At 70.6% G+C, this 20,529-nt stretch carries 18 protein-coding genes and 2 pseudogenes; 7 read left to right on the top strand and 13 right to left on the bottom strand.

What is annotated here, in order from left to right:
- Window positions 1–2 precede the first annotated feature (2 nt).
- The 3 genes from BZL64_RS11655 to BZL64_RS11645 are packed head-to-tail and all read right to left on the bottom strand — an operon-like array spanning window position 3 to window position 2,146.
- Window positions 3–443: a hypothetical protein gene (locus tag BZL64_RS11655; protein ID WP_086768770.1), complete on the bottom strand. Its 441-nt coding sequence runs from the start codon at window positions 441–443 to the stop codon at window positions 3–5.
- A 58-nt stretch (window positions 444–501) separates the two neighbouring features.
- Entirely contained in the window at window positions 502–1,224 is a 723-nt protein-coding gene (locus BZL64_RS11650) for an ABC transporter permease (protein WP_086768768.1), read from the bottom strand.
- 1 nt (window position 1,225) lies between these two features.
- The gene (locus BZL64_RS11645) at window positions 1,226–2,146 is read right to left on the bottom strand and encodes an ABC transporter ATP-binding protein (RefSeq protein ID WP_086768765.1); all 921 of its coding nucleotides are present in this window, start codon (window positions 2,144–2,146) and stop codon (window positions 1,226–1,228) included.
- Window positions 2,147–2,254: 108 nt separating this feature from the next.
- On the opposite strand from BZL64_RS11645, the gene BZL64_RS11640 reads away from it, so the two are divergent.
- The 3 genes from BZL64_RS11640 to BZL64_RS11630 all read left to right on the top strand — a co-directional run bounded on the left by BZL64_RS11640 (window position 2,255) and on the right by BZL64_RS11630 (window position 5,344).
- Window positions 2,255–3,409, top strand: a complete 1,155-nt coding sequence (locus BZL64_RS11640) for a sensor histidine kinase (protein ID WP_086768763.1) — start codon at window positions 2,255–2,257, stop codon at window positions 3,407–3,409.
- Between the two features lie 14 nt (window positions 3,410–3,423).
- Window positions 3,424–4,098, top strand: coding sequence for a response regulator (locus BZL64_RS11635; protein WP_086768762.1), 675 nt, complete (start codon window positions 3,424–3,426; stop codon window positions 4,096–4,098).
- A gap of 88 nt (window positions 4,099–4,186) precedes the next feature.
- A complete protein-coding gene (locus BZL64_RS11630) occupies window positions 4,187–5,344 on the top strand; it encodes an ROK family transcriptional regulator (protein ID WP_086768760.1) in 1,158 nt (385 codons plus the stop codon).
- 120 nt (window positions 5,345–5,464) lie between these two features.
- Here the strand turns inward: BZL64_RS11630 and BZL64_RS11625 are convergent, their stop codons facing one another.
- Together BZL64_RS11625 and BZL64_RS11620 are read right to left on the bottom strand one after the other, a co-directional pair.
- Complete coding sequence (locus BZL64_RS11625; RefSeq protein ID WP_086768758.1) at window positions 5,465–6,226, bottom strand: GntR family transcriptional regulator; 762 nt, start codon at window positions 6,224–6,226, stop codon at window positions 5,465–5,467.
- Between the two features lie 246 nt (window positions 6,227–6,472).
- The gene (locus tag BZL64_RS11620) at window positions 6,473–7,354 is read right to left on the bottom strand and encodes an RNA polymerase sigma-70 factor (protein WP_086768756.1); all 882 of its coding nucleotides are present in this window, start codon (window positions 7,352–7,354) and stop codon (window positions 6,473–6,475) included.
- 168 nt (window positions 7,355–7,522) lie between these two features.
- Between BZL64_RS11620 and BZL64_RS11615 the strand changes: the two genes are divergently transcribed.
- A complete protein-coding gene (locus BZL64_RS11615) occupies window positions 7,523–8,353 on the top strand; it encodes an alpha/beta fold hydrolase (RefSeq protein WP_086768753.1) in 831 nt (276 codons plus the stop codon).
- 45 nt (window positions 8,354–8,398) lie between these two features.
- Here BZL64_RS11615 and BZL64_RS11610 read toward each other — a convergent pair.
- Window positions 8,399–9,235, bottom strand: a pseudogene (locus BZL64_RS11610) (DMT family transporter); the annotation flags it as partial.
- A gap of 47 nt (window positions 9,236–9,282) precedes the next feature.
- Between BZL64_RS11610 and pdxR the strand changes: the two are divergent.
- Window positions 9,283–10,743: a MocR-like pyridoxine biosynthesis transcription factor PdxR gene (gene pdxR, locus BZL64_RS11605; protein ID WP_086768751.1), complete on the top strand. Its 1,461-nt coding sequence runs from the start codon at window positions 9,283–9,285 to the stop codon at window positions 10,741–10,743.
- 163 nt (window positions 10,744–10,906) lie between these two features.
- Window positions 10,907–11,608: pseudogene (locus BZL64_RS11600) on the top strand (alkaline phosphatase D family protein); the annotation flags it as partial.
- A 326-nt stretch (window positions 11,609–11,934) separates the two neighbouring features.
- On the opposite strand, the gene BZL64_RS11595 reads toward BZL64_RS11600, so the two are convergent.
- Window positions 11,935–12,195 (bottom strand): DUF7848 domain-containing protein, encoded by a 261-nt coding sequence (locus tag BZL64_RS11595; RefSeq protein WP_086768749.1) that lies wholly within the window; start codon window positions 12,193–12,195, stop codon window positions 11,935–11,937.
- A gap of 560 nt (window positions 12,196–12,755) precedes the next feature.
- On the opposite strand from BZL64_RS11595, the gene BZL64_RS11590 reads away from it, so the two are divergent.
- Window positions 12,756–13,292, top strand: coding sequence for a hypothetical protein (locus tag BZL64_RS11590; protein WP_244205305.1), 537 nt, complete (start codon window positions 12,756–12,758; stop codon window positions 13,290–13,292).
- A gap of 277 nt (window positions 13,293–13,569) precedes the next feature.
- On the opposite strand, the gene BZL64_RS11585 is transcribed toward BZL64_RS11590, so the two are convergent.
- The 6 genes from BZL64_RS11585 to BZL64_RS11565 form a co-directional block, all read right to left on the bottom strand.
- Window positions 13,570–17,985 (bottom strand): aggregation-promoting factor C-terminal-like domain-containing protein, encoded by a 4,416-nt coding sequence (locus BZL64_RS11585; protein ID WP_086768745.1) that lies wholly within the window; start codon window positions 17,983–17,985, stop codon window positions 13,570–13,572.
- Window positions 17,972–18,271 carry a hypothetical protein gene (locus BZL64_RS39520; RefSeq protein ID WP_143663091.1) on the bottom strand — a complete coding sequence of 100 codons (300 nt, stop codon included), beginning with the start codon at window positions 18,269–18,271 and terminating at the stop codon, window positions 17,972–17,974. Before BZL64_RS39520 ends, BZL64_RS11585 begins: the two co-directional genes overlap by 14 nt.
- Window positions 18,272–18,667: 396 nt before the next feature.
- Window positions 18,668–19,219 (bottom strand): bifunctional DNA primase/polymerase, encoded by a 552-nt coding sequence (locus tag BZL64_RS11580; protein ID WP_341868795.1) that lies wholly within the window; start codon window positions 19,217–19,219, stop codon window positions 18,668–18,670.
- 305 nt (window positions 19,220–19,524) lie between these two features.
- Entirely contained in the window at window positions 19,525–19,740 is a 216-nt protein-coding gene (locus tag BZL64_RS11575; protein ID WP_086768741.1) for a hypothetical protein, read from the bottom strand.
- 16 nt (window positions 19,741–19,756) lie between these two features.
- On the bottom strand, window positions 19,757–20,023 hold the full coding sequence (locus BZL64_RS11570; RefSeq protein ID WP_086768739.1) for a hypothetical protein: 267 nt from the start codon (window positions 20,021–20,023) through the stop codon (window positions 19,757–19,759).
- A complete protein-coding gene (locus tag BZL64_RS11565) occupies window positions 20,020–20,376 on the bottom strand; it encodes a hypothetical protein (RefSeq protein WP_086768738.1) in 357 nt (118 codons plus the stop codon). The genes BZL64_RS11570 and BZL64_RS11565 overlap by 4 nt, the downstream gene beginning before the upstream one ends.
- Between the last annotated feature and the right edge of the window lie 153 nt (window positions 20,377–20,529).

Genomic DNA, 20,529 nt, shown 5'->3' with positions numbered 1-20,529 from the left:
GGTCAGGGCGGGGCGGTCTCGGTGATGAGCAGGAGGAGGCGGACCTCGTCGTCCTGGTCGAGGTCGGCGACGCCGAGGGCGGTCCAACGGCCCTGCTCGGGCAGCTCCCAGATGTGGGCGTCTCCCACGAGGAGGCTGAGCCGGGCCCAGGGCTCGGGTATCTCCTCGCGCGCGGTGCGCAGCCGGATCGTCTGGAGGCCGACGCGGTACGGCTCTCCCCAGCGCTCGGTCAGTTTCCCCGCCAGGGCCTCCCTTTCCTCGTGGAACCGCTCCACCTCGGCGACGCGCACCGCGGGGTCCGCCACCCGCAGGCCGTGGCTCGTCGCTAAGGGCGCGAGATGGAACCCCGGACCGCCCTCGCCGACGTCCGACGTGCAGTCCTCCGCGGGAAAGCCCCGGGAGGACAGCACGTCCGCGAGAGCGAGGTACTTCTCCATGTCCATGTGATCCAGTAAACCCGCCGCCACTGACAATTGGCGCCGCGTCAGGGAACGGGCCCGCTCAGGCGTCCCGGCGCCGTGTCCGCCAGGCTCCCGCCGCGAGGGCTGCGGCCGTCCACAGGGCGGTCACCGCGAGGCCGGTCCACGGCCCCAGCGAGCCGTCCCACGTGCTGTGCAGGGCGACTTGGCCGGCCCGGTCGGGGAGGAAGTCGGCGACGGAGCCGGACGCGTCGCCGACCACGAAGGACACGATCAGCAGGAACGGGATGAGGATGCCGAGCGTGGCCGCCCCACTGCGCAGAACAGCCGTCAGGCCGGCGGCGAGCAGGGCCATCAGCGTGACGTAGAGCCCGCAGCCCACGGCCGCCCGCAGTCCCTCGGCCGTGCCGATCGTCTCGGCCCGGTCGCCGAGCGCCGCACGGCCCACGGCCCAGGTCAGCAGGCCGGTGATCAGGCCGACTGCGAGGACGGGCAGGGCGATCGCCGTGGCCTTGGCGGCGAACCAGAGGCCTCGGCGCGGGACCGCGGCCAGGGACACGCGCAGGGCGCCGCCCTGGAACTCGGCCGCCACCGCCGTCGTCCCGAAGGCCACCGCCGCGATCTGTCCGAAGCTGACGCCGAGGAAGGCGGAGAACAACGGATCGGTGTCCGCTCCCTCCGTGTCGGCCGTGGCGAGCAGGGAGAAGGCGACGGTGGCGAGGAGGATCGCGCACAGGGTGGCGGCCTGTGACCGCAGCGTGCTGATCTTGATCCACTCGGCGTGGAGTGCGGGGGCGAATCCCATGTCAGGCCTCCTGGGGAGCGGCCGCGAACTCGGTTTCGGCGGCGGTCAGATCGAGGTAGGCCTGCTCCAGCGTGCCTTCCTGCGCGGTCAGTTCGAGCAGCGGGACGCCCGCCTCGGACGCGAGGCGGCCGATGTCGTCCACGCGCGCGTGGTCCACCGTCCAGTGCCCGTCGTCGTGGGCGACTCCCTCGTGGCCGTGCCGGGTGAGGGCCTTCTCCAGGGCGGCGGGGTCGGAGGTGCGCACCCGTACGCGGGGCCGTACGCGCGCGTCGATGAAGTCCCGCATGGGGGTGTCGGCCAGCAGGCGGCCCCGGCCGAGGACGACGAGATGGTCGGCGAAGGAGGCCGTCTCGTTCATGAGATGGCTGGAGACCAGGACGGTGCGTCCCTCGCCCGCGAGGCGGCGCAGCAGCCCGCGGATCCAGACGATGCCCTCGGGGTCGAGGCCGTTGGAGGGCTCGTCGAGCAGCACCACCTCGGGGTCGCCGAGCAGGGCGGCGGCGATGCCCAGCCGCTGCCGCATGCCGAGGGAGTACGTCTTCACGCGGCGGCGCGCGGCCGGCGCGAGCCCGGTCTCCTCCAGCACCTTCTCGACCCGGCGGACGGGGATGCGGTTGCTCGCGGCGAGGGCCCGGAGATGGTCGCGGCCGGTGCGGGCGCCGTGCGGAGCCTGAGCGTCGAGCAACGCGCCGACGTGGCGCAGGGGTTCGGGCAGGGTGGCGTAGGGGCGGCCGTCGATCGTGGCGGTTCCCGAGGTCGGCCGGTCGAGGCCGAGGACGAGGCGCAGGGTGGTGGATTTGCCGGCGCCGTTGGGGCCGAGGAAGCCGGTGACGCGGCCGGGCAGGACGCGGAAGGTGAGCCGGTCCACGGCCCGCCGGGGGCCGAACTCCTTGGTGAGGTCGCGGACGTCGATGCTGGTCATGACCCTACGATCGCCGTCCGACCCGGTGCCCGGCCTCCCCCGCCGGCGGGGTCCGTATCCCCCGCCCGGGGGAGGCCCGTTGTCGGTGGTGCCTGTCACGATGGCGGCATGGGCCGATTCCTGCGCCCGCTGCTGCGGGGGACGACGTACACACGACTGGTGCACCTGTGGGTGCCGATGCTGGTCGTGAGCGTCTGGCTGTTCATCGACATGTCGAAGCCGTGGGTGCCGGCGCTGGCCCTGATCCCGCTCGGCCTGATCCCCGCGGTGCGCACGGGTGAGGGTGTGCAGGCGCGCTTGCTGCTCTCTCCGGGCCTGCGGGATCCGGCGTTCTCCGTGTCTCCGGCGACGGCCTGGCGGGACCGGCTGCGCACGGTGGTGTGGCTGGAGGTGCGGATGGCGCTCGGGGTGGTGACCAGCATGGCCTGTGTCTGGCTGCCCGCCCTCGCCTACCTGCTGGCCGGCCTCGCGCGCGGGCACGTGCCCCACAACGTGCCGGTGCTCGCCGAGGCGACGCCGCACTGGTGGTACGCCCTTCTGGTGCCGCTGCCCCTCCTCGCCCTGTACGGCCTCGTCGTCGGGCTCGGCGCGGCGGTCACCGCTCTCGCGCGGCGGCTCCTCGGGCCCTCCGCGGGCGAGCGGCTCGCGGCCCTGGAGGAGCGCACCGAGCAGTTGCTGGAGCGCAACCGCATCGCCCATGAGCTGCACGACTCCATCGGGCACGCCCTGACGGTGGCCGTGGTGCAGGCGGGCGCGGCGCGGGCGGCGGGCGACCCGGCGTTCACCGACCGGGCGCTCGCCGCGATCGAGGAGACCGGCCGGGCCGCGCTGGAGGACCTGGAGCGGGTCCTCGGGGTGCTGCGCGAGTCGGAGCGGCCGGTGAGCGCCCGGCCGACGCTGGCCGAGGCCGACCGGCTGCTGGAGTCGGCGCGCGCGTCGGGCGCCAAGGTGGACGCCGAGCTGACCGGTGCGCTGGAGGCCGTGCCGGGCCCCGCGTCCCGCGAGGGTTACCGCATTCTCCAGGAGGCGCTGACCAACGCGCTGCGGCACGCGGGGTCCGTCCCGGTCCGGGTGAGGATCGAGGTCGCCGCCGGCCTGCTCAGCCTGGAGGTCCGCAATCCGCTGACCGCGCGCATATCGGCCCCGGTCCGGGGCAGCGGGCTGCGGGGCATCCACGAGCGGGCAGCGCTGCTCGGCGGACGGGCGTCGACCGGGCCGGACGAGGGCGACTGGCAGGTGCGTGCGGAGCTGCCGCTGCGCTGATCTACGCTGACCCGATGCCGATCACCCTGCTCCTCGTCGACGACGAACCCCTGGTGCGCGCCGGGCTGCGGGCCGTGCTGGAGGCGCAGCCGGACATCGAGGTGGTCGGGGAGGCGGCGGACGGGGCGGCGGTGATCCCGCTGGTGCGGCGGCTGCGGCCCGACGTGGTCGCCATGGACGTACGGATGCCGTTGATGGACGGGATCGACGCCACGCGCGCGGTGCTGCGGACGGTCGACGCTCCGCCGCGGATCCTCGTCGTGACGACCTTCGAGAACGACGAGTACGTGTACGAGGCGCTGCGTGCGGGGGCGGACGGGTTCCTGCTGAAGCGGGCCCGGCCCGCCGAGATCGTGCACGCCGTGCGACTGGTCGCCGAGGGCGAGTCGCTGCTGTTCCCGGCGTCGGTCCGGCGGCTGGCCGCCTCGTACGGCGACGGGGCGGGGAACCGGGCGGCGCGCGACCTGGTGGAGCGGGCTCGGCTGACCGAGCGGGAGGCCGAGGTGCTGCGGCTGATGGCCCGTGGGCTGTCCAACGGGGAGATCGCCACGCGGCTGGTCGTCGGCACGGAGACCGTCAAGTCGCATGTCAGCGGGGTACTGGCGAAGCTGGGGGCCCGCGATCGCACGCAGGCGGTGATCACGGCGTACGAGTCGGGGTTCGTCTCGGCGGGCCGGACCGGCGCGTGAGGCGGGCCGGTGTGCGGGCCGCACTCGCCGGGGTGCCCCGCGCCGAGTACGATCCGCCCCACACGCGCGAGAGCTGGGAGGACGGACGTTGGGGCGGCTGACCGGCGGGGATCCCTCGCTGCTGCGAAGGATCAATTCCGCGGTGGTGCTGCACGCGCTGCGTGCCACCGACTGCGCGACGCTCACGGAGATCACCCGGGTGACGGGGCTGTCCCGGCCGACCGTCGAGGGGGTCGTCGAGGACCTCATAGGCGCCGGACTCGTCGTCGAGAAGGCCGCCGAGGAGGGGGCCGCCCGGCGGCAGGGGCGGCCGGCACGCCGATTCCGGTTCCGGGCCGAGGCCGGTCATCTGCTGGGCCTGGAGATCGGGGCGCACCGGGTGGCCGTGCTGCTGGCCGACCTGGACGGGCGGGTGCTCGGCGCGCAGGCGAAGGATGTCGACGAGAGCGCGCCCGCCGACGAGCGGCTCGAACGGCTGCGGACGGCGGTCGCCGAGCTGCTGCGGCGGGCCGGGGTTCCGCGCAGCTCCCTGCGGGCCGTCGGCGTCGGTACGCCGGGCATCGTGGAGGCGGACGGGACCGTACGGCTGGGCACCGCGCTGCCCGAGTGGACGGGGCTGCGCCTCGGCGAGCGGCTCAGCCGTTCCTTCAAGTGCCCGGTGCTGGTGGAGAACGACGCCAACGCGGCGGCCGTGGCCGAGCACTGGAAGGGCTCCGCCACCGAGTCCGACGACGTCGTGTTCGTGCTGGCCGGGCTGAGTCCGGGCGCGGGTTCGCTGATCGGCGGGCGGCTGCACCGCGGGTACGGCGGGGCGGCCGGGGAGATCGGCGCGCTGCATCTGCTGGGGCGCGGGGTGACTCCGGAGACGCTGCTGTCCACGACGGACGAACCACTGCATCCGCTGGACGAGCAGGCGGTCGCCGAGGTGTTCACGCAGGCGCGCAGGGGCGACCAGCAGGCGCGGGCGGCCGTGGAGCGTTTCCTCCAGCGCCTGGTGCACGACGTGGCCGCGCTGGTGCTGGCCCTCGATCCCGAGCTGGTGGTGATCGGCGGCTGGGCGGCGGGACTGGACGGCGTACTGGAGCCGCTGCGGCGGGAGTTGGCCCGCTACTGTCTGCGTCCGCCGAAGGTGGCCCTGTCCCTGCTCGGGGAGGCGGTCGTGGCGACCGGGGCTCTGCGGCTGGCGCTGGACCATGTGGAGGAGCAGCTCTTCGCGGTGGAGGGCACGGTGACGGGGCGCGCCTGAGGGCGCCTGTCGCGGCCGGATACGCGGGCGCGCCCCGGAAGGCTTCCGGGGCGCGCTTCTTCGTGCGGCCGGTGACCGGGTGCAGGCCGTTCAGGGGGTCTGCCGTGCGGTCACCGGGCGTCAGGACGCCTGGCGTTCCGGTCCGTGGTGGATCTCCACGTTGCCCGAGGCGCCGAAGGTCAGACGGCAGGTGTCCGCCCGGTACGTGGCCAGGGAGAGTGCCGCGGTGCGGCCCTGGGTGAAGAAGCGGGTGGTGACGACGAGGACGGGTGCGCCGGGAAGCCGGTCCAGCTCCTTCGCGTCGTCCGCGCGGGCCGAGCCCAGTTCTACCGCACGGTCCTGGCCCTCCAGCTCCAGGCGCTCCAGTTCGCGCAGTACCGCACGCGCGCGCGGCGCACCGGACGGGGCGTCGATCGCGGTCAGGCCGGGCACCGACGCCCCCGGTACGTAGAGCAGTTCCGCGGCGACGGGCTGCCCGTGCGAGACCCGTGAGCGGCGCACGATGTGCACGGCCTCGTCGCGGTCGGTGCCCAGGGCGTCGGCGACGGCCGGCGGCGGGGCCGCGACCGTGCAGTCGACGGGCTGCCAGGCGTCCTCGGAGGCGCCGGGCCAGGCCTGCCGCTCGGCTCCGACGTCGACGCCCACCCGGGGCGGCGCCACGGTCGTGCCGACGCCGCGGCGGCGCTGGAGCCGCCCCTCCAGTTCGAGCTGCTCCAGGGCCTGCCGGAGCGTGGCGCGGGCGACGCCGAAGCGCGCGGCCAGGTCCCGCTCGTTGGGCAGGATCTCGCCCACGGTGAACTCCGAGTCCAGTGCCTCGCTGAGCACGGTCCTCAGATGCCAGTACTTCGGTTCAGGTACCGATTCCAGTTGCGTGGTCCCCACCCTGTCCTCCGCAATCGCCGTGGTACGGCGGCTTTTTCGCGCCCTTGTTTATTAAAGGTTGTTGTACTTCTCTGCGACCATAGGACGGCCCCCACCCTTGGTCAAGACCAATCGTCGAACCCCGGCGGCGCCGACAGGTGCCCGACAGCGAAGGGTTCACGGGGCGTTCGCACTCGCCCGTCTTTCGTGACCTCACGGCAAAGCCCCCGTCGCGTTGCCGACGGGGGCCGTGGTGCCGGAGGGGGCCTACGCGGTCAGCGCGCGCAACTTGTCGGGGTTGCGGACGGCGTAGACGGTCTGGACGCGACCGTCGGCCACGTCGAGCTGGAGGACGCTGTCCGGTTTGCCGCCGGACAGGAGGAGGATCGCGGGGCCGCCGTTGAGTTCGAGTACGCGTACGGACAGGTCGGGAACGCCCTTGCGGCTCACGCCGACGAGGAAGCGGCCCACGTGGTCGGCGCTCTCCAGCACCCGCAGCGGCGCCTTCGACTTGCCGCCGCTGTCGCCGACGAGACGCACGTCCGGCGCGAGCAGGTCGAGGAGGCCATCGAGGTCGCCCTCCGTGGCGGCGGCGAGGAACCGTTCGGTCAGTTCGCGGCGCTGGACGGGGTCGACGTCGTAGCGGGGCCGGCGTTCGTCGACGTGCCGGCGGGCGCGGCCGGCGAGCTGGCGGACCGCGGACTCGGACCGGTCCAGGACGGCCGCGATGTCGGCGTGCGGATAGCCGAAGGCCTCGCGCAGCACGAACACGGCGCGTTCCAGCGGGGACAGCGACTCCAGTACGACGAGGACGGCGAGGGAGACGGAGTCGGCGAGGACGGCGCGTTCGGCGGTGTCCTGGACGGTGTCGCCGAAGTCGGTGACGTACGGCTCGGGCAGCCAGGGACCGACGTAGGCCTCGTTGCGGACCTTGATGCGGGCCAGCCGGTCCAAGGCGAGGCGGGTCACGACGCGGACCAGGTAGGCGCGGGGTTCACGGACGTCGCCGCGGTCGGCGGCGGCCCAGCGCAGCCATGCGTCCTGGACCACGTCCTCGGCGTCGGCGACCCGTCCGAGCATGCGGTAGGCGACGCCCAGCAGGAACGAACGGTGCTCCTCGAAGACGTCGGTGAGGGTGTCTGCGGTCACCCCGCCATCCCATCCCGAGGTCCGGGGCCGTGTCCAGACGGCGGGCCCACCCAGGGCTACCCGTCGGTAGTAATTGCTGACAAGCTGTCTGCGCGACCGGCCGCCGGCCCGCCCCGCCGCCGCCGTAGGCCCGTACCGCGTCCGCCTGTTCAGACGAGGAGCACCCCCATGTCCGCCACCGTCTCGTTCCCGGTCCCCACCCCCGACGGGCCGCGGCCCGTCACCGTCTCCTACGCACGCGTGGGACGCGGTGAGCCGCTGCTCCTGCTGCACGGCATCGGGCATCACCGGCAGGCCTGGGACCCGGTGGTGGACATCCTGGCCACCGAGCGCGACGTGATCACGGTGGACCTGCCCGGCTTCGGCGCGTCGCCGTCCCTGCCCGACGGGCTGACCTACGACCTGGCCACGACGACCGCGGTGTTCTCCGCCTTCTGCGAGACCCTGGAACTGGACCGCCCGCACGTCGGGGGCAACTCGCTGGGCGGTCTGCTGGCCCTGGAACTGGGCCGGGAGAAGCGCGTACGGTCCGTCACCGCCCTGTCCCCGGCCGGATTCTGGTCGGAGGCCGAGCGGCGCTACGCCTTCGGGGTGCTGCTGACGATGCGGCAGCTCTCCCGGCGGATGCCGCTGCCGCTGGTGGAGCGGCTGTCCCGGTCGGCGGCCGGCCGCACCGCCCTGACCAGCACCATCTACGCCCGCCCTGCGCGCCGTTCACCCGAGGCCGTGGTCGCCGAGACGCTGGCGCTGGCCGGGGCGACCGGGTTCGACCAGACCCTGCGCTCCGGTGCGACCGTCCGCTTCACGGACGACATCCCCGGCATCCCGGTCACCGTCGCCTGGGGCAGCCGCGACATGCTGCTGGTACGCCGGCAGGGCGTCCGCGCCAAGCGGATCATCCCCCGCGCCCGTCTGGTGCGGCTGCCCGGCTGCGGGCACTGCCCGATGAACGACGACCCCGCGCTCGTCGCGCGCGTGCTGCTCGACGGCAGCCGCTGAGACACCCCGGCGACGGCTCAACACCCCGGCGCCCAGGGCGACTCCGGCCCCGACGAGGGCGCTGCCCACGGCCTGTGCGGGGCCGTAGGAGCCCGTTCCGACGAGCGGGGCCGTGCAGGCGGCGGCGACCGGGATGAGGCCGGAGAACAGCGTGGCGCGCTCCGCGCCGATCCGCTGCATGCCCATGTACCAGCACACGAAGCCGACGACAGTGACGACGACCGCCTGCCACAGCAGCGCGGCCGTCTCACCGGCGTCGGGCCGGCGCAGCCACCCGCCGCCGTCCAGGATCAGCCCCACCGCCGTGGACTCGACGGCGGCCAGGGCGCACACGGTGGCCGACAGCAGCCGCGGGCCCAGTGGCCGCAGCACGGGTACGGCGATCACCGCGAATCCGACCTCGCCGCCCAGCGCGCACACCGAGTAGGCGAGGCCCGCGCCGTCCGTCCGGCCCCAGCCCTGCACGGTGAGCGCGCCGACGGCGACCAGCGACGCGCCGTACAGGACGGTACGGCGCGGGCGGCGTCCCTCCAGGAGCGGGACGAGGACCGCGACGACGACGGGCGCGCAGCCCACCAGAACGCCGGGGACGGCCGGTTCGGCGGAGCGCTCGGCGGCCAGGACGGCGAGGTTGAAGCCGACCATGCCGACGGCGGCGAGCAGGGCGAGGCGGGCCCACTGGCGGGCGGTGAGCGCGCGCAGGCGGGGCAGGGCGCCCGCGCCGGCGAGGGGCACGAGCAGCAGGCACGCGAGGCCGTAGCGCAGGGCTTGTCCGCCGGCGTACGGGTAGTCGCCCAGGACGCTGTTGGCGGTGAAGGACGCTCCGACGAGGACGCAGGCGAGCGCGGCGAGGAGGGAGCCACGCGTGGTGGTGACGTTCATGAGGGTGACGTTAGGAAGCGCGGCGGCCCGGATTAAGGTCCACTTCCATGACGTCATCGGGGACCAATCCGGGCGGGGACGCCGACGAGGACGGCAGCGGGGACGGCGGGTCCGCCGCGTGGGAGGTGCTGCTGCCCGCCGCCTCCGCCCCGCCGCGCGCGCGGGGCCGCGCTCTCCAGGCGGCCCTGCGGGAGGCGGTCCGCTCGGGACGGCTCGCGCAGGGCACCCGGCTGCCGTCGAGCCGGGACCTCGCCGCCGACCTCGGGGTGTCGCGCGGGCTGATCACCGAAGCGTACGAGCAGCTGACGGCCGAGGGGTATCTGCGCAGCGGGCGCGGCGCCGGCACCTGGGTGGGCGGCGCCGTGCGCGCGGCGCCGCCCCGCGCACGTGACCTCGCGCCGCGATCGCCGGCCGCGCGGGCCGACTTCGTGGCGGGGACGCCGGACCTGTCGCTGTTCCCGCGGGCCGCCTGGGCCGCCGCGCAGCGCGGGGTGCTGGCCGAGCTGCCCCACCACGAGCTGGGCTATCCGGACCCACGCGGGCTGCCCCGGCTCCGCACCGCGCTGGCCGCGCTGCTCGCCCGGCGGCGGGGCGTGGTCGCCGACCCGGAGCGGCTCGTGGTCGTCTCCGGCGTGGCGCAGGCGAACGCCCTGCTCGGGCTGGTGCTCCACGCGCGCGGGATCGACGCCGTCGGCGTGGAGGACCCCGGCAGCCCGCAGTACGGCGCCCTGTACGCGGCGTCGGGCGTCAGCGCCGTCCCCCTCCCCCTCGACGGGGAAGGCCTCGCCCTCGGGCCGCTGGAGGCGTCGGGCGTACGGTCCGTCGTGACGACGCCCGCGCATCAGTTCCCCACGGGCATCGCCTACTCGGCGCGGCGGCGCACCCGCCTGCTCGACTGGGCGCGGTCCGTGGACGGCTTCGTGCTGGAGGACGACTACGACGGCGACTTCCGCTACGACCGTGCTCCCGTGGGCGCGTTGCAGGGCCTGGACCCGGAACGGGTGGCGTACACGGGGTCGGTCAGCAAGTCCCTCGCGCCGGGGCTGCGGCTCGGCTGGCTGCTGGTGCCCGAGGCGCTGGCCGACGAGGTCGTAGAACGCAAGCGGACCCTGGACCTGGGTCATCCGGCCCTGGACCAGGCACTGTTCGCCCGCTTCGTGGAGCGCGGCGACTACGACCGTCAGCTGCGCCGCTGCCAGCGCGCCTACCGCGACCGGCGGGACGCCCTCGTGGCGGCGCTCGGGGAGCACTTCCCCGGCACGCGCGTGACCGGGATCGCCGCCGGACTGCACGTCATCGCCGCGCTCCCGGGCCGCTACGGGCCCGAGGCCGGGTTCGCCGAGCGCGCGTCGGCCGCGGGGGTTGCCGTCCGCACCCTGCCGCAGTACAACCACACGGACACCGCCGCCGGGCCCGGGGTGCGGCTGGTGCTCGGGTACGCGCATCTGTCACCGGCGCGGATCCGCGAAGGCGTACGCCTGCTGGCGGAGGCCGTGCGGGCGGGGTGACCGGCGGGGGTCCGCGAAGGCGTGGGCCGTGCGGGCGGGGTGACCGGCGGGTGTCCGCGAGGTGCCGCGTCCAGTTGTTCATCCGTGGTTAGCGTGCGCGCTGCGGCGTGCCAGTAGGTGTGACGGTGCACACCGACAGGTTCCCGTTCCAGGAGGCCCACCCATGTCATCTCGCCCATTCCCCGGTCGCCGCGGCGTCCTGCGCGGCTCGCTCGCCGCGTCCGCCGCCCTGACCCTGCCCGTCGGCCTCGGCGCGGCGCCCGCTCTCGCCCTGTCGGGACGGCCCGGCGCGGGGTGGGGGGTGCAGACCGGGGACGTGACCGCGAACTCCGGGCTGGTGTGGGTCCGCTCCGACCGGCCGGCCCGGATGATCGTCGAGACCTCGGCGACGGAGTCGTTCCGCAACCCGCGCCGCTGGCACGGTCCGCTGCTCGGCGCCGGCACGGACTTCACCGGTACGACCCGGCTGCACGGGCTGCCGTCCGGCCAGGAGATCCACTACCGCGTGGTGCTGGCCGACCCGCAGGACCCGCGCCGTACGGGCGAGCCGGTGACCGGCAGCTTCCGTACCGTGTCCCAACGGCGGCGTGACGGCGTCCGGTTCGTCTGGTCGGGCGACCTGGCCGGGCAGGGCTGGGGCATCAACCCGGAGCTGGGCGGTTACCGGATCTACGACGCGATGGCCGCACTGGACCCCGACTTCTTCCTGTGCAGCGGGGACAACATCTACGCCGACGGCCCGATCGCCGAGACCGTCACGCTGCCCGACGGGCGGATCTGGCGGAACATCACCACCGAGGAGAAGGCGAAGGTCGCCGAGACGCTGGCGGAGTTCCGCGGCAACTTCCGCTACAACCTGCTGGACGCAAGTACGTTCAACGGCGGTTGCTCGCCCAAGCTGAGTGACCTGCAGAAACGCCAAAGCCCCGCCTCTCGCACGGGGATGACGAGAAAGGCGGGGCCTGGCCGACCCCTGAGTCTGGCGACAGTTCACAGGGGTCGGGTCCTCGTCCCCGGCATGTGACGGCGGGTTGGGGACGAGGGGTAGAAGACCTCACCCCCAGGCGGTGAGGTAACGCACCCGGGGGTGAGGCGTGCAGGACGCGGACAGGAGCGGGCTCGGCGGACCTCACCCACGCACCCGCCCCCGCCGCGCCCACCACGCGCGACGCACAGGCGCCGGACGTGGGTCTAGGGGGACGTCGTCGGTACGTCGTCCGACGTCGGAACGAACTTCCATCCGGTCTGGCGTACGACGCGGAACCGGTCGTGGGCGGAGTTGGTTCGGTGGTGGTCCTTCGCCCACTGCTCGGCCTCCTGCGCCGACCCGACGTCCTTCGCGTCGATGCAGGAGGCGCATTCGACCCACCGCCGGAACGGAAGGTTGTCGACGATCAGCCGGTCCCGCGCGGAAACCCCGGGATAGGCGTAGCTCTTGAGTGCCTCAGTCACTTCGCTCCCCCGTGTTCCGCTTCCTTGTGACGCCGCATAAGGACGACCACGTCCGACGAGCGCGACGGGTCGTACGACGCACTTCGCGGTGTCGTCGCCCCCACCCATTCCGCATCGAGCGACGCACACCGTGCGCACCCCGGAAACGGAGCCGGCCGCGAAAACACTCGGTCGGGAAGGTGGGGCGGATCTTCGACGACACCCACTGATAACGCCATCCCTGCACCTCCACACTTCGTCTGGGATTAGGAGAGATGCTCACCCGCCACACGAGACGTTTGAACGCCCAACTCACGGACACTCAGGCCGACTACGCGCTATCGTCCGAAGAGGCCCAAACGTCCCCGGGGGAATCCTTGAATACGGACCTACAGCGCGCTATGGACGACGCGAACGTCTCGCGTAGTCGGCTGGCACGTACAGTCGGTGTCACCAGTAAGACTGTCGAGCGGTGGGTGACGGATCCGACGCGGGCTCCGCATCCCCGCACACGGGAAGACGTAGCGCAGGCGTTGGGAGTGAGCGCAGACGTGCTGTGGCCTAGGGCAATCCGTAGCACTGTGAAGACAGGGCATGACCGTGAGATCGTCGCGTCCTACCCCTACCGCAACGCGTGCTCTACGTCGGTGTGGGCACGGCTTATCGACGGCGCCTCAAAGTCCATCACCTTCGCCGGCTACACGAACTACTTCGTGTGGCAGGAGCACCCGCGTCTGGGCGAGCGTCTGGCCGCGAAGGCGTCGGCAGGGTGCACGGTGCGGTTCCTCGTCGGCGACCCCGAGTCAGATGTAACGCGGCGACGGGAGGAGATCGAGGACGTCCCCCTCACCGTCAGCACACGCATTCGGATCACGCTGGACGCGCTTCGCAAGATCGAGGACAGCGGCATCGAAGCGCGGTACTCAGATGGTCACATTGCACTGTCCGTCTTCACCTTCGATGACGAGATGCTGGTGACGCCGCACCTGTCCAGCCTCCTAGGCCACGAATCTCCCATGCTGCATCTGCGGCGCCTTGCGGACGACGGCCTGTACGACCGATTCGCTAGCCACGTGGCAGCGCTGTGGAGTACCGGGCGACCCGTGACGTCTCAGTGAGCGTCCCTGTCCGTCAAATAGGGAACCCCAGAGCCCTGAGACGCTGCCGGTAGGCCTTCCCCGCCTCTGGCGTGCAGTACTGCCGCACCCGCCCAGCTCCGGGCTTCTGCGGGAGGTCGGATCCGCAGTGCGGGCACGTCTGGAGAACACTCTTCGCCGGCTGACCCATCATGGGAACTCCTCAACGTCGAAGGCCCCGCGTCCATGGCGGACGCGGGGCGTAGCTAGGGCCGACGCCATGGCGGCGCCGGCCCGGTTGTGTGCGTGGTGGTGTGCGTCAGACCCAACGGCCGTTGTTGAGTGCCGTAGCAGTCTGCTGGTCGTGCAGCTCAATGCGCTTATCCACGTGGCCGGTCAGTTCCCTGCCGTCGAGGGTCGTCGAGACGTAGACGTTGATGCCGTCCGCGCTCAGGCCCTGTCCGCGCTGAGCCGACTCCCGCAGCGTCGCCCACTGGTCGGAGGTGAACACGGGCTCCGGAGAGCCGGTTCCGTTCGCGACGAGGGAGAGGCCGGGCGGGAGGTAGCCGCCTTCGTCGTACCAATGCGGCGAACGCTGGAGCCACTTCGCGTAGGCACGCGACGGGGATCCGTAGTCGGGGCGGCTCTTGATGTAGTTCAGGCCCCAACGGATCTGCGTCTGTGGGTTCGTCTGCCAATCGGAGCCGGCGGACGCCATCTTGTTCGCGGGCAGCGACTGCGGGATACCGTAGGCGCCGCTCGATGGGTTCTTCGCCCGGTAGTTCCACCCGGACTCGCCCTGCCACAGCTTCTGGAGTGGGCCGAACTCGCCCGGTCCCCAGCCGTACGCGCTGAGGATGCCCTTCGCGTACTGCTGCGCCGATCCAACGGCACGGGAGGAGAAGCCTCCCTGCCCACCCGTCAGGAACGGCATGGGGTCGATTGCTCGTCCGCTCTGCCGCGCCTCCAGGTGGAGGTGAGGTCCGGTCGTGTTGCCCGTCGCGCCGACGTTGCCGATTTGCTGGCCGCGTGCGACCTTTTCGCCCAGACCGACGACCATCTTCGACAGGTGGGCGTACAGGGACGTCAGTCCCCCGCCGTGGCGGATCTCCAGGTTGTTGCCGTACGGACCACCTCGTCCGACGCCGATCACGGAGCCGGCGTCGACAGAGCGGACCGAAGTCCCCGTTGGAGCGGGGAAGTCCAGGCCCGTGTGATGCCCGGAGGACCACATGTTGCCGGACACACCGAAGCGCGTACCGAAGGCCGCACTGACAGGCTTTGCCCACTCGCCGTTTCCGCCTCCACCTCCGAAGAGGCCAGTAGCGGCGTTGACGATCATGTCCTTCAGGCCGTCGGCCATCCGGACCGGGAACTTAGCGAGCGACTTACCCATGGGCGAGGAGCCAACGCCTGCCGACACCTTACTGAGGATCGGTCGGACGAGCTTGTCCCACACCTTTGACGGGTTGGCGAGGAGGTCAGCGCCGGTCTTGGCGATGTCAGCAGCCTTGCCGGCCGCGTTCTGCGTCCAGTCCCAGACGCCACCGAGGATGCCGCCGTCCTCCATGAGCTGTGTTCCCGCGGCCTGATGAAGGGCCAGAGCACGGCCCCGGTACTTCGGATCCGTCGGGATGACGAACTCCGGGTAGCGGGGGTTACCCTCACCGACAATGGCTGTCGGCTTGTTGACCTTCATCGGGGCTGCTACGCCCCATCCGCTTCCCACCGTTCCGCCGGCTTCGAGGAACTTCGGATTCGTGTCGAGGAGTTTAGGCGCCTTCGGGAGCGGGTCCATGCCGACGAATCCGCCGACCTTGTCCCAGATTGCCTTGATGCCTTTCGTGTATGCGTATTCGATTATGAAGTTGACAGGCTTTGCGGCAATTCCGGCGACTTGCTTCCAGTGCTTACCGATGGCGTTCTTCGCGCTACCGAACGCGTCGCCGACGAGGCCGACTGCCTTCTTTATGCCGTCGAACGCAGGCTTGAGGCCCTTCGTCCATACGCTACTGACGATGTCGGATATCTTCTCTACGTGCGGCTTCACGCCGACGTCGTAGAGCCACTTGAAGATCCGACCAACGGCCCGGATGATATCCATGACCAGTCCGAAGTACTTCTGGACGATGTTCTTCCACCACCACGCAATAAGCGCGCCGATGAACCCAAAGATGGGGCTGAAGATTCCCGACCAAAGCCAGGAAATTACGTCGGCCACCATCCGCCAGTACCCGACCATAAAGTCAATGTACGGCTTGATGATCTTCTGCCAGAGCCAGACGAAGAGGTCGCCCACCTTCATCCAGTACGCGATGATAAAGCTCACGTAGGGCTTGACGACGGAGGTCCAAAGCCATACGACCACGTCACCGAACCACTTGAAGAACGGCTTCAGTGCGTTGGTCCAAAGCCAGTCCGTAGCTACCTGAATGAACTTCCACGTAGCGTCGACAGCCGTGCGGAACCATCCGACGTTTTTGTACAGAATGACGAACTGAGCCACAAGCGCGACAATGGCCAGGACGACGAGGCCGACAGGGTTCGCCGCCATAGCCGCGTTCCACATCCATATACCGATCGTCCAGGCTTTCCATGCTGCGACGAGGAGCCACACACCGCGGATTAGGTTGGGGGAGTCCTCCGCAACGCTCGCAATGCCGTCGACGACGAGTGTCAGGGCGTCGAGGAGCGGCCCGGACAGTGGCGCCAGTGCCTTACCGATTTCGAGCGCAGCCCAGGCAATGGAGCCGAGGAATCCGGCGACGCGCGGTCCGTTATCTGCGGCGTAGGCGAGGAACTTCTCAAAGTCAGGATTTCCCTTAAGTCCCGTCCCCCACTTCGCGAACCGCCCCGACGACCTCACCATACGATCGGCAATATCGTCGATGTGCGGTAGGAATGCGTCGACGACGCCGGCCGCACCCTTCAGGACGTTGCCGAAGGTCTTTCCGAATCCAACGACAGCAGGACGAGCACTCGTCTCGATGTCCTTTTTGAAGCGTTCCCAGAACGGTTCCTTCAGTTCCTTTGAAGCCGCGTCTTGGAGTTCCTTGACTCCGCCGGCCGTCTCCCTGACAAGGGGCGACAGACCCGGGAGAGACCTCCGCGCACCGTCGACGAACCGCGTAAAGATCGGCATGGTGTCGGGGGCGAGCGACTTACCCCAGTCGGAGAATGCGGACTTCAGCCGAGTTGTGGCGTCGAACAACTGGCGTTGTTCCGGCGACAGCTTCGCGAGCGCTTGGCGGTACGTGTCCGCGGCAGTGACGCTCTTTGCCGTCGTGTCGACGCTGGACAGCCGCGCAGCCTGTAGGCCCCGCTCCGCGTTGGCGACGGATTCAGCCGCCTGTACCTGCGCCTCTGAGACCTTTCGGCGGGCGTCGGCAACCGCGCGGGATTGGTCGGCGACTCGCCTGTCTGCGTCGGCTACGCGCTTCGTCGCAGCCTGCACATTCGCGTTGCCGTCGACACCCGCCTTCGCAGCGTCCTCGACAGAGCGCTTCAACTCGGCTTGCTTGGCGCGCTGCTTGTCGACTCCGCGGAGTGCCTCGTCGACGCTGAGTTGAGCGCGCTGACGCTGAAGGTCAGTGGCCTTCGGATCAGCAGTGATGCGGGCGAGTTCCTGGCGTGCCTCCTGAACCCGGAGGGTCGCCTCGCGCTCGTCGAGGATGCCGTCGAGTAGCTGATCCTGGAGACTGCGCAGCTCCTGACGGGCGTCACGGCGGGCCTCTGTGAGGGCGTCCTCCGCCTGGCGTGCGCTGCGCTTGGCGTCGCTCAGGCTGCGCTCTGCGTCGGCCACACGACGGTTGGCGTCGGCAATGCTCTGCGCAGCCTGGCGGTGCGCGCTGCTGAGTGCCGATTGCGCAGACGCGAGCTGGCGCGCCGTTTGCGCAGCCTTGACGCCCGACGCCGCGGAGTTGTCCGTCGCACGGGCCGACTCCGCCTCCGCCGCGGACTTCGCCTGAAGTGCTGCGGTGACACCCTTAATCGCGGGGGCTGCTGCCAGGGCGAGCGCGCCGATTCCAGCGCCGGCCGCAATTGCCGCGGAGCCAATGGCGCCAATTCCAGCGACAGCTACAGGCGCTATGGGAATTGCCGCAACAACGCCGATCAACGCCGCGAGTTGCATGAGTTCGCGACGCGCGTTGCCTGTGTCAACGCGCACGTTTACGTCAACGTCGGTGTTGTCGACGTCGTTTAGCTGCCGTTGTACGTCGGCCAGAGCGGCACGCGCAGCCGCCGTGTCCGTCCGAACCTGAACGGTTGGATTCTGCGCTGCCAAACGCGCCAACGCTGCGTCAATCGCCGATATCTCGGCGAGTGCGGCCCCCTCGTCGATATCGATACCGATCGTCTTGCCGGCGAGAGTCTGAATACGGGCGCGGATGCGGTCCATATCAGCGTTGAACCCGGTGTCGCCTAGCCTGACGTCGGCGCGCGGGAGGCTGCGGAAAGCCACCTCAAGACGACGCTTGATGGCGTTGCCTAGGGCGCCCCCGACCTGGCCACCCTCCCTCGTCGCAGCCGCACGCGCGGCCCTACCGCCATTGGTTACGGCGTCGGGGATGTCGACGGTCAGGTGTCGCGAGATAGCGGCGCCCATGCGTCGGCCAGCTTCCTCCCCTACGCGGTCCGCGGCAGGGAGGACGATGGCTCGTAGCTTGTTGTGGAGCTGCGGAGCAATCGGGACGATGTCGACTGCGGCTGTACCGACGATGTCAAGATCCGGCATCGCTCACCGCCAGTGACTCAGTCGGCATCGTGAAGAACGTCATATCCGCGGGGTTGTCGCGCAGATTCAGGAGTTCGCCGATCAGAAACAGGCGTTGCGAGTGTCGTTCGACGGCCGCAACGGTGTTGGGGTCGTCGTTCTGAGCCGTTGCGACTGCGTTGACGAGCCACTCTCGGCATGCCTCGCTACAGAATTCGGATACGACCAGCGTTTCACTTTTCGTCATCGTCGGCATCGGGCCGAAACGGCAGTCGGGACGCGCACAACGGCGCGTGTCACTACTCATAGGGATTCCCTGGGAACGAAAAAGCCCCGACGGGGCTTAGATGGGTTATGCGGTTGTCGTCAGCCGGCCGTTCAGTCCTCCCGGAAGAGGCCGGGCACGAAGTCGCGGGTACTCGTGCGCGCGTCGAGGAGATCGAACAGCGGGAGTAGCCGCGCGGCCTCGAATGTGTCGCCCTCCCTCAGCGCTTTCTCCGATCCTCGGGTTACGACCGCACACGGGAGGGAGCAGTAGGGCGGCCTCCGCGTCCCGCCGTTCGCGCGTGGCTTGACGGGGCGTACAAACGGGCAGCCGGCTCGACGGCACCGAGGGGCGTCAGCGGGTGGCATATGGATTCCTCTCCGGGCATGCGAAAGGGCCCCCGGCAGCAGCCGAGAGCCCTTGGGAAGTTGTGTTCTGTTACGCAGTGAGTTGGTCGACGAGACAGGAGATGTCCGTCAGCATCGAAGGCGCTCCCTCATGTCGGCGGCCCGTCATTGCGATGTAGCGGCCGGTCCCGTAGATCTCCACGGCCGTGCCGTCGGGGCGTCGGATGCGTCGTCCCTGTCGGACGTCGGCACGGCCCCAGATGTGCAAGCCGTCGCCGGACGGGGACACCTCTACGTAGGTGGCGCCCGCGTCGCGAACGACGGATACGGCCCACGGGGCGAGACGCCCGGTGAGCGGGTTCAGGCAGTGGTCCAGGTCGATACAGACCACGTCGTCGACGTCGGAGAGCACGAAGCCCAGTCCGACGCCTGCCGTCGAGGCAGCAGCCTCCTTGTGAGTGCTCCACGTCCGCGGGTCCGTCGAGGACGCCGGCATGCCGCCAGTCGTCAGAGGGACCTTCGTCGCGCTACGTCGGACCCACCTGTCGCGGGTCGTCAGCTCGACGGGAAGTGTGTTCTTCTTCGCCCGGAATGCCTTCGACCGGCACCGTGTGTCGCAGTACCGAGCGTGCTGACGGGCCATCATCGGAAGGGGCGACGAGCAGTGCTCGCACGTCCGGGCGGGTGTCGTTGGCATGGGTTCATCCTATCGGCCGCGAACGCTTTTAGTCCACTGACCTGCGATGATTCATTAGCGCGAGATACCGAACCGCTGTGCGCCCGTCTCCCGTTTCGGGGTCCGAATCAGTCCAGCGGGCCGGCGTTCGTGCCTCCTGGGGGCACCTGTGGACGCCTCGCCCACATCCCCCAGACCCGTACAGAACGCGAGGCCCAGCACCTTAACGGTCTGCGTATCCGCCCGGAGGGGGTCACCCCCCTGGGTACGGGCTAGTCGATCTTGGCAGCGAAGCCGGCGCGAGCCTCGCGACGGTCGCCGTCAGCGTGCTCTCCGCGGATCTCCAGCCGGCTCGGGACGAGGGTCAGAGTGATCGTCGTGCACGTTCGATCATGACCGACGCTGATCTTCGGAGGCTTGGCAAGCTTGCCGACGTCGACGCCGTTCACGCGCACGCGTGTGAGCGCTGCCGCTCGCGTGTGCTGCATGCCCACGCGCTCAGCGTCAGCCCTGTCCCAAGCTCGACACGTGGTCAAGCCTGATCTTGTGGACCTTCGTCGACACAGTCAGCGTGAGCGCGTTCGGCCACCTGTTCCCGCCCGCGGGCCAGCCAGTGACTGACTCGGTGGCGTACGCCAGCGCCCCGGAGAGGGTCTGACCACCCACCAGGTTCACGCTCACAGTCTGACCGTTCAGCGCAATGGCCTGGTCACGGATCGCCGAGAGGTACTCGTCAAAGGCCGTGGTCACTGATCCGTACGTGGCTGTCATCGGGTCTCCATTTCGTAGGTGCTGGTCTGGAAGGGGTTACGGCGCTGCTCCGCCTCCGTCGGTGCGGCAATCGGCTCGCGCTTGGGGTGCTTGCGCTCGTACTCCGCAGCGCCGGCCGCAACGCCTGTCGCGCTGCCTACGTCGGTTCCGCGGCTCCCCCCGACGAGGGGACCAGAGGTGGTGGGGTTGGCGGCGTTCAGTTCCGTGGCGAACGAAGCGGCGTCAGCGGCCAGCTCCTCCGGCGTGGCGCCCTGGAGTCGGGCACTCTGCGCGACGCTGAGCCCTGCCGCGAGCCCTGCGCGGACGCGGGCGAGTTCGAGCACTGCGGGGTGCTCGGGGGTCTGTTCGGTCATGCTGATACCTCTTCGGTCAGTAGTTGTAGACAGGCGGCTTCGGGTCGCTCACGGTGGCGTTGGCCTTCGGCCGCGCGGGAGTGGGCTGCGAGTGGTCGAGGTGCGGCGCGGAGGAGTGCGGGAAGACCTTGGCGGGCTGCGGAGCCGGCTCCG

This window comes from Streptomyces bobili (genome assembly GCF_002154575.1).
In the GTDB taxonomy this organism is placed as follows: domain Bacteria; phylum Actinomycetota; class Actinomycetes; order Streptomycetales; family Streptomycetaceae; genus Streptomyces; species Streptomyces bobili.
The sequence above is the reverse complement of the archived record's forward strand: the minus strand, read 5'-3'. Positions and strand labels throughout refer to the sequence as shown.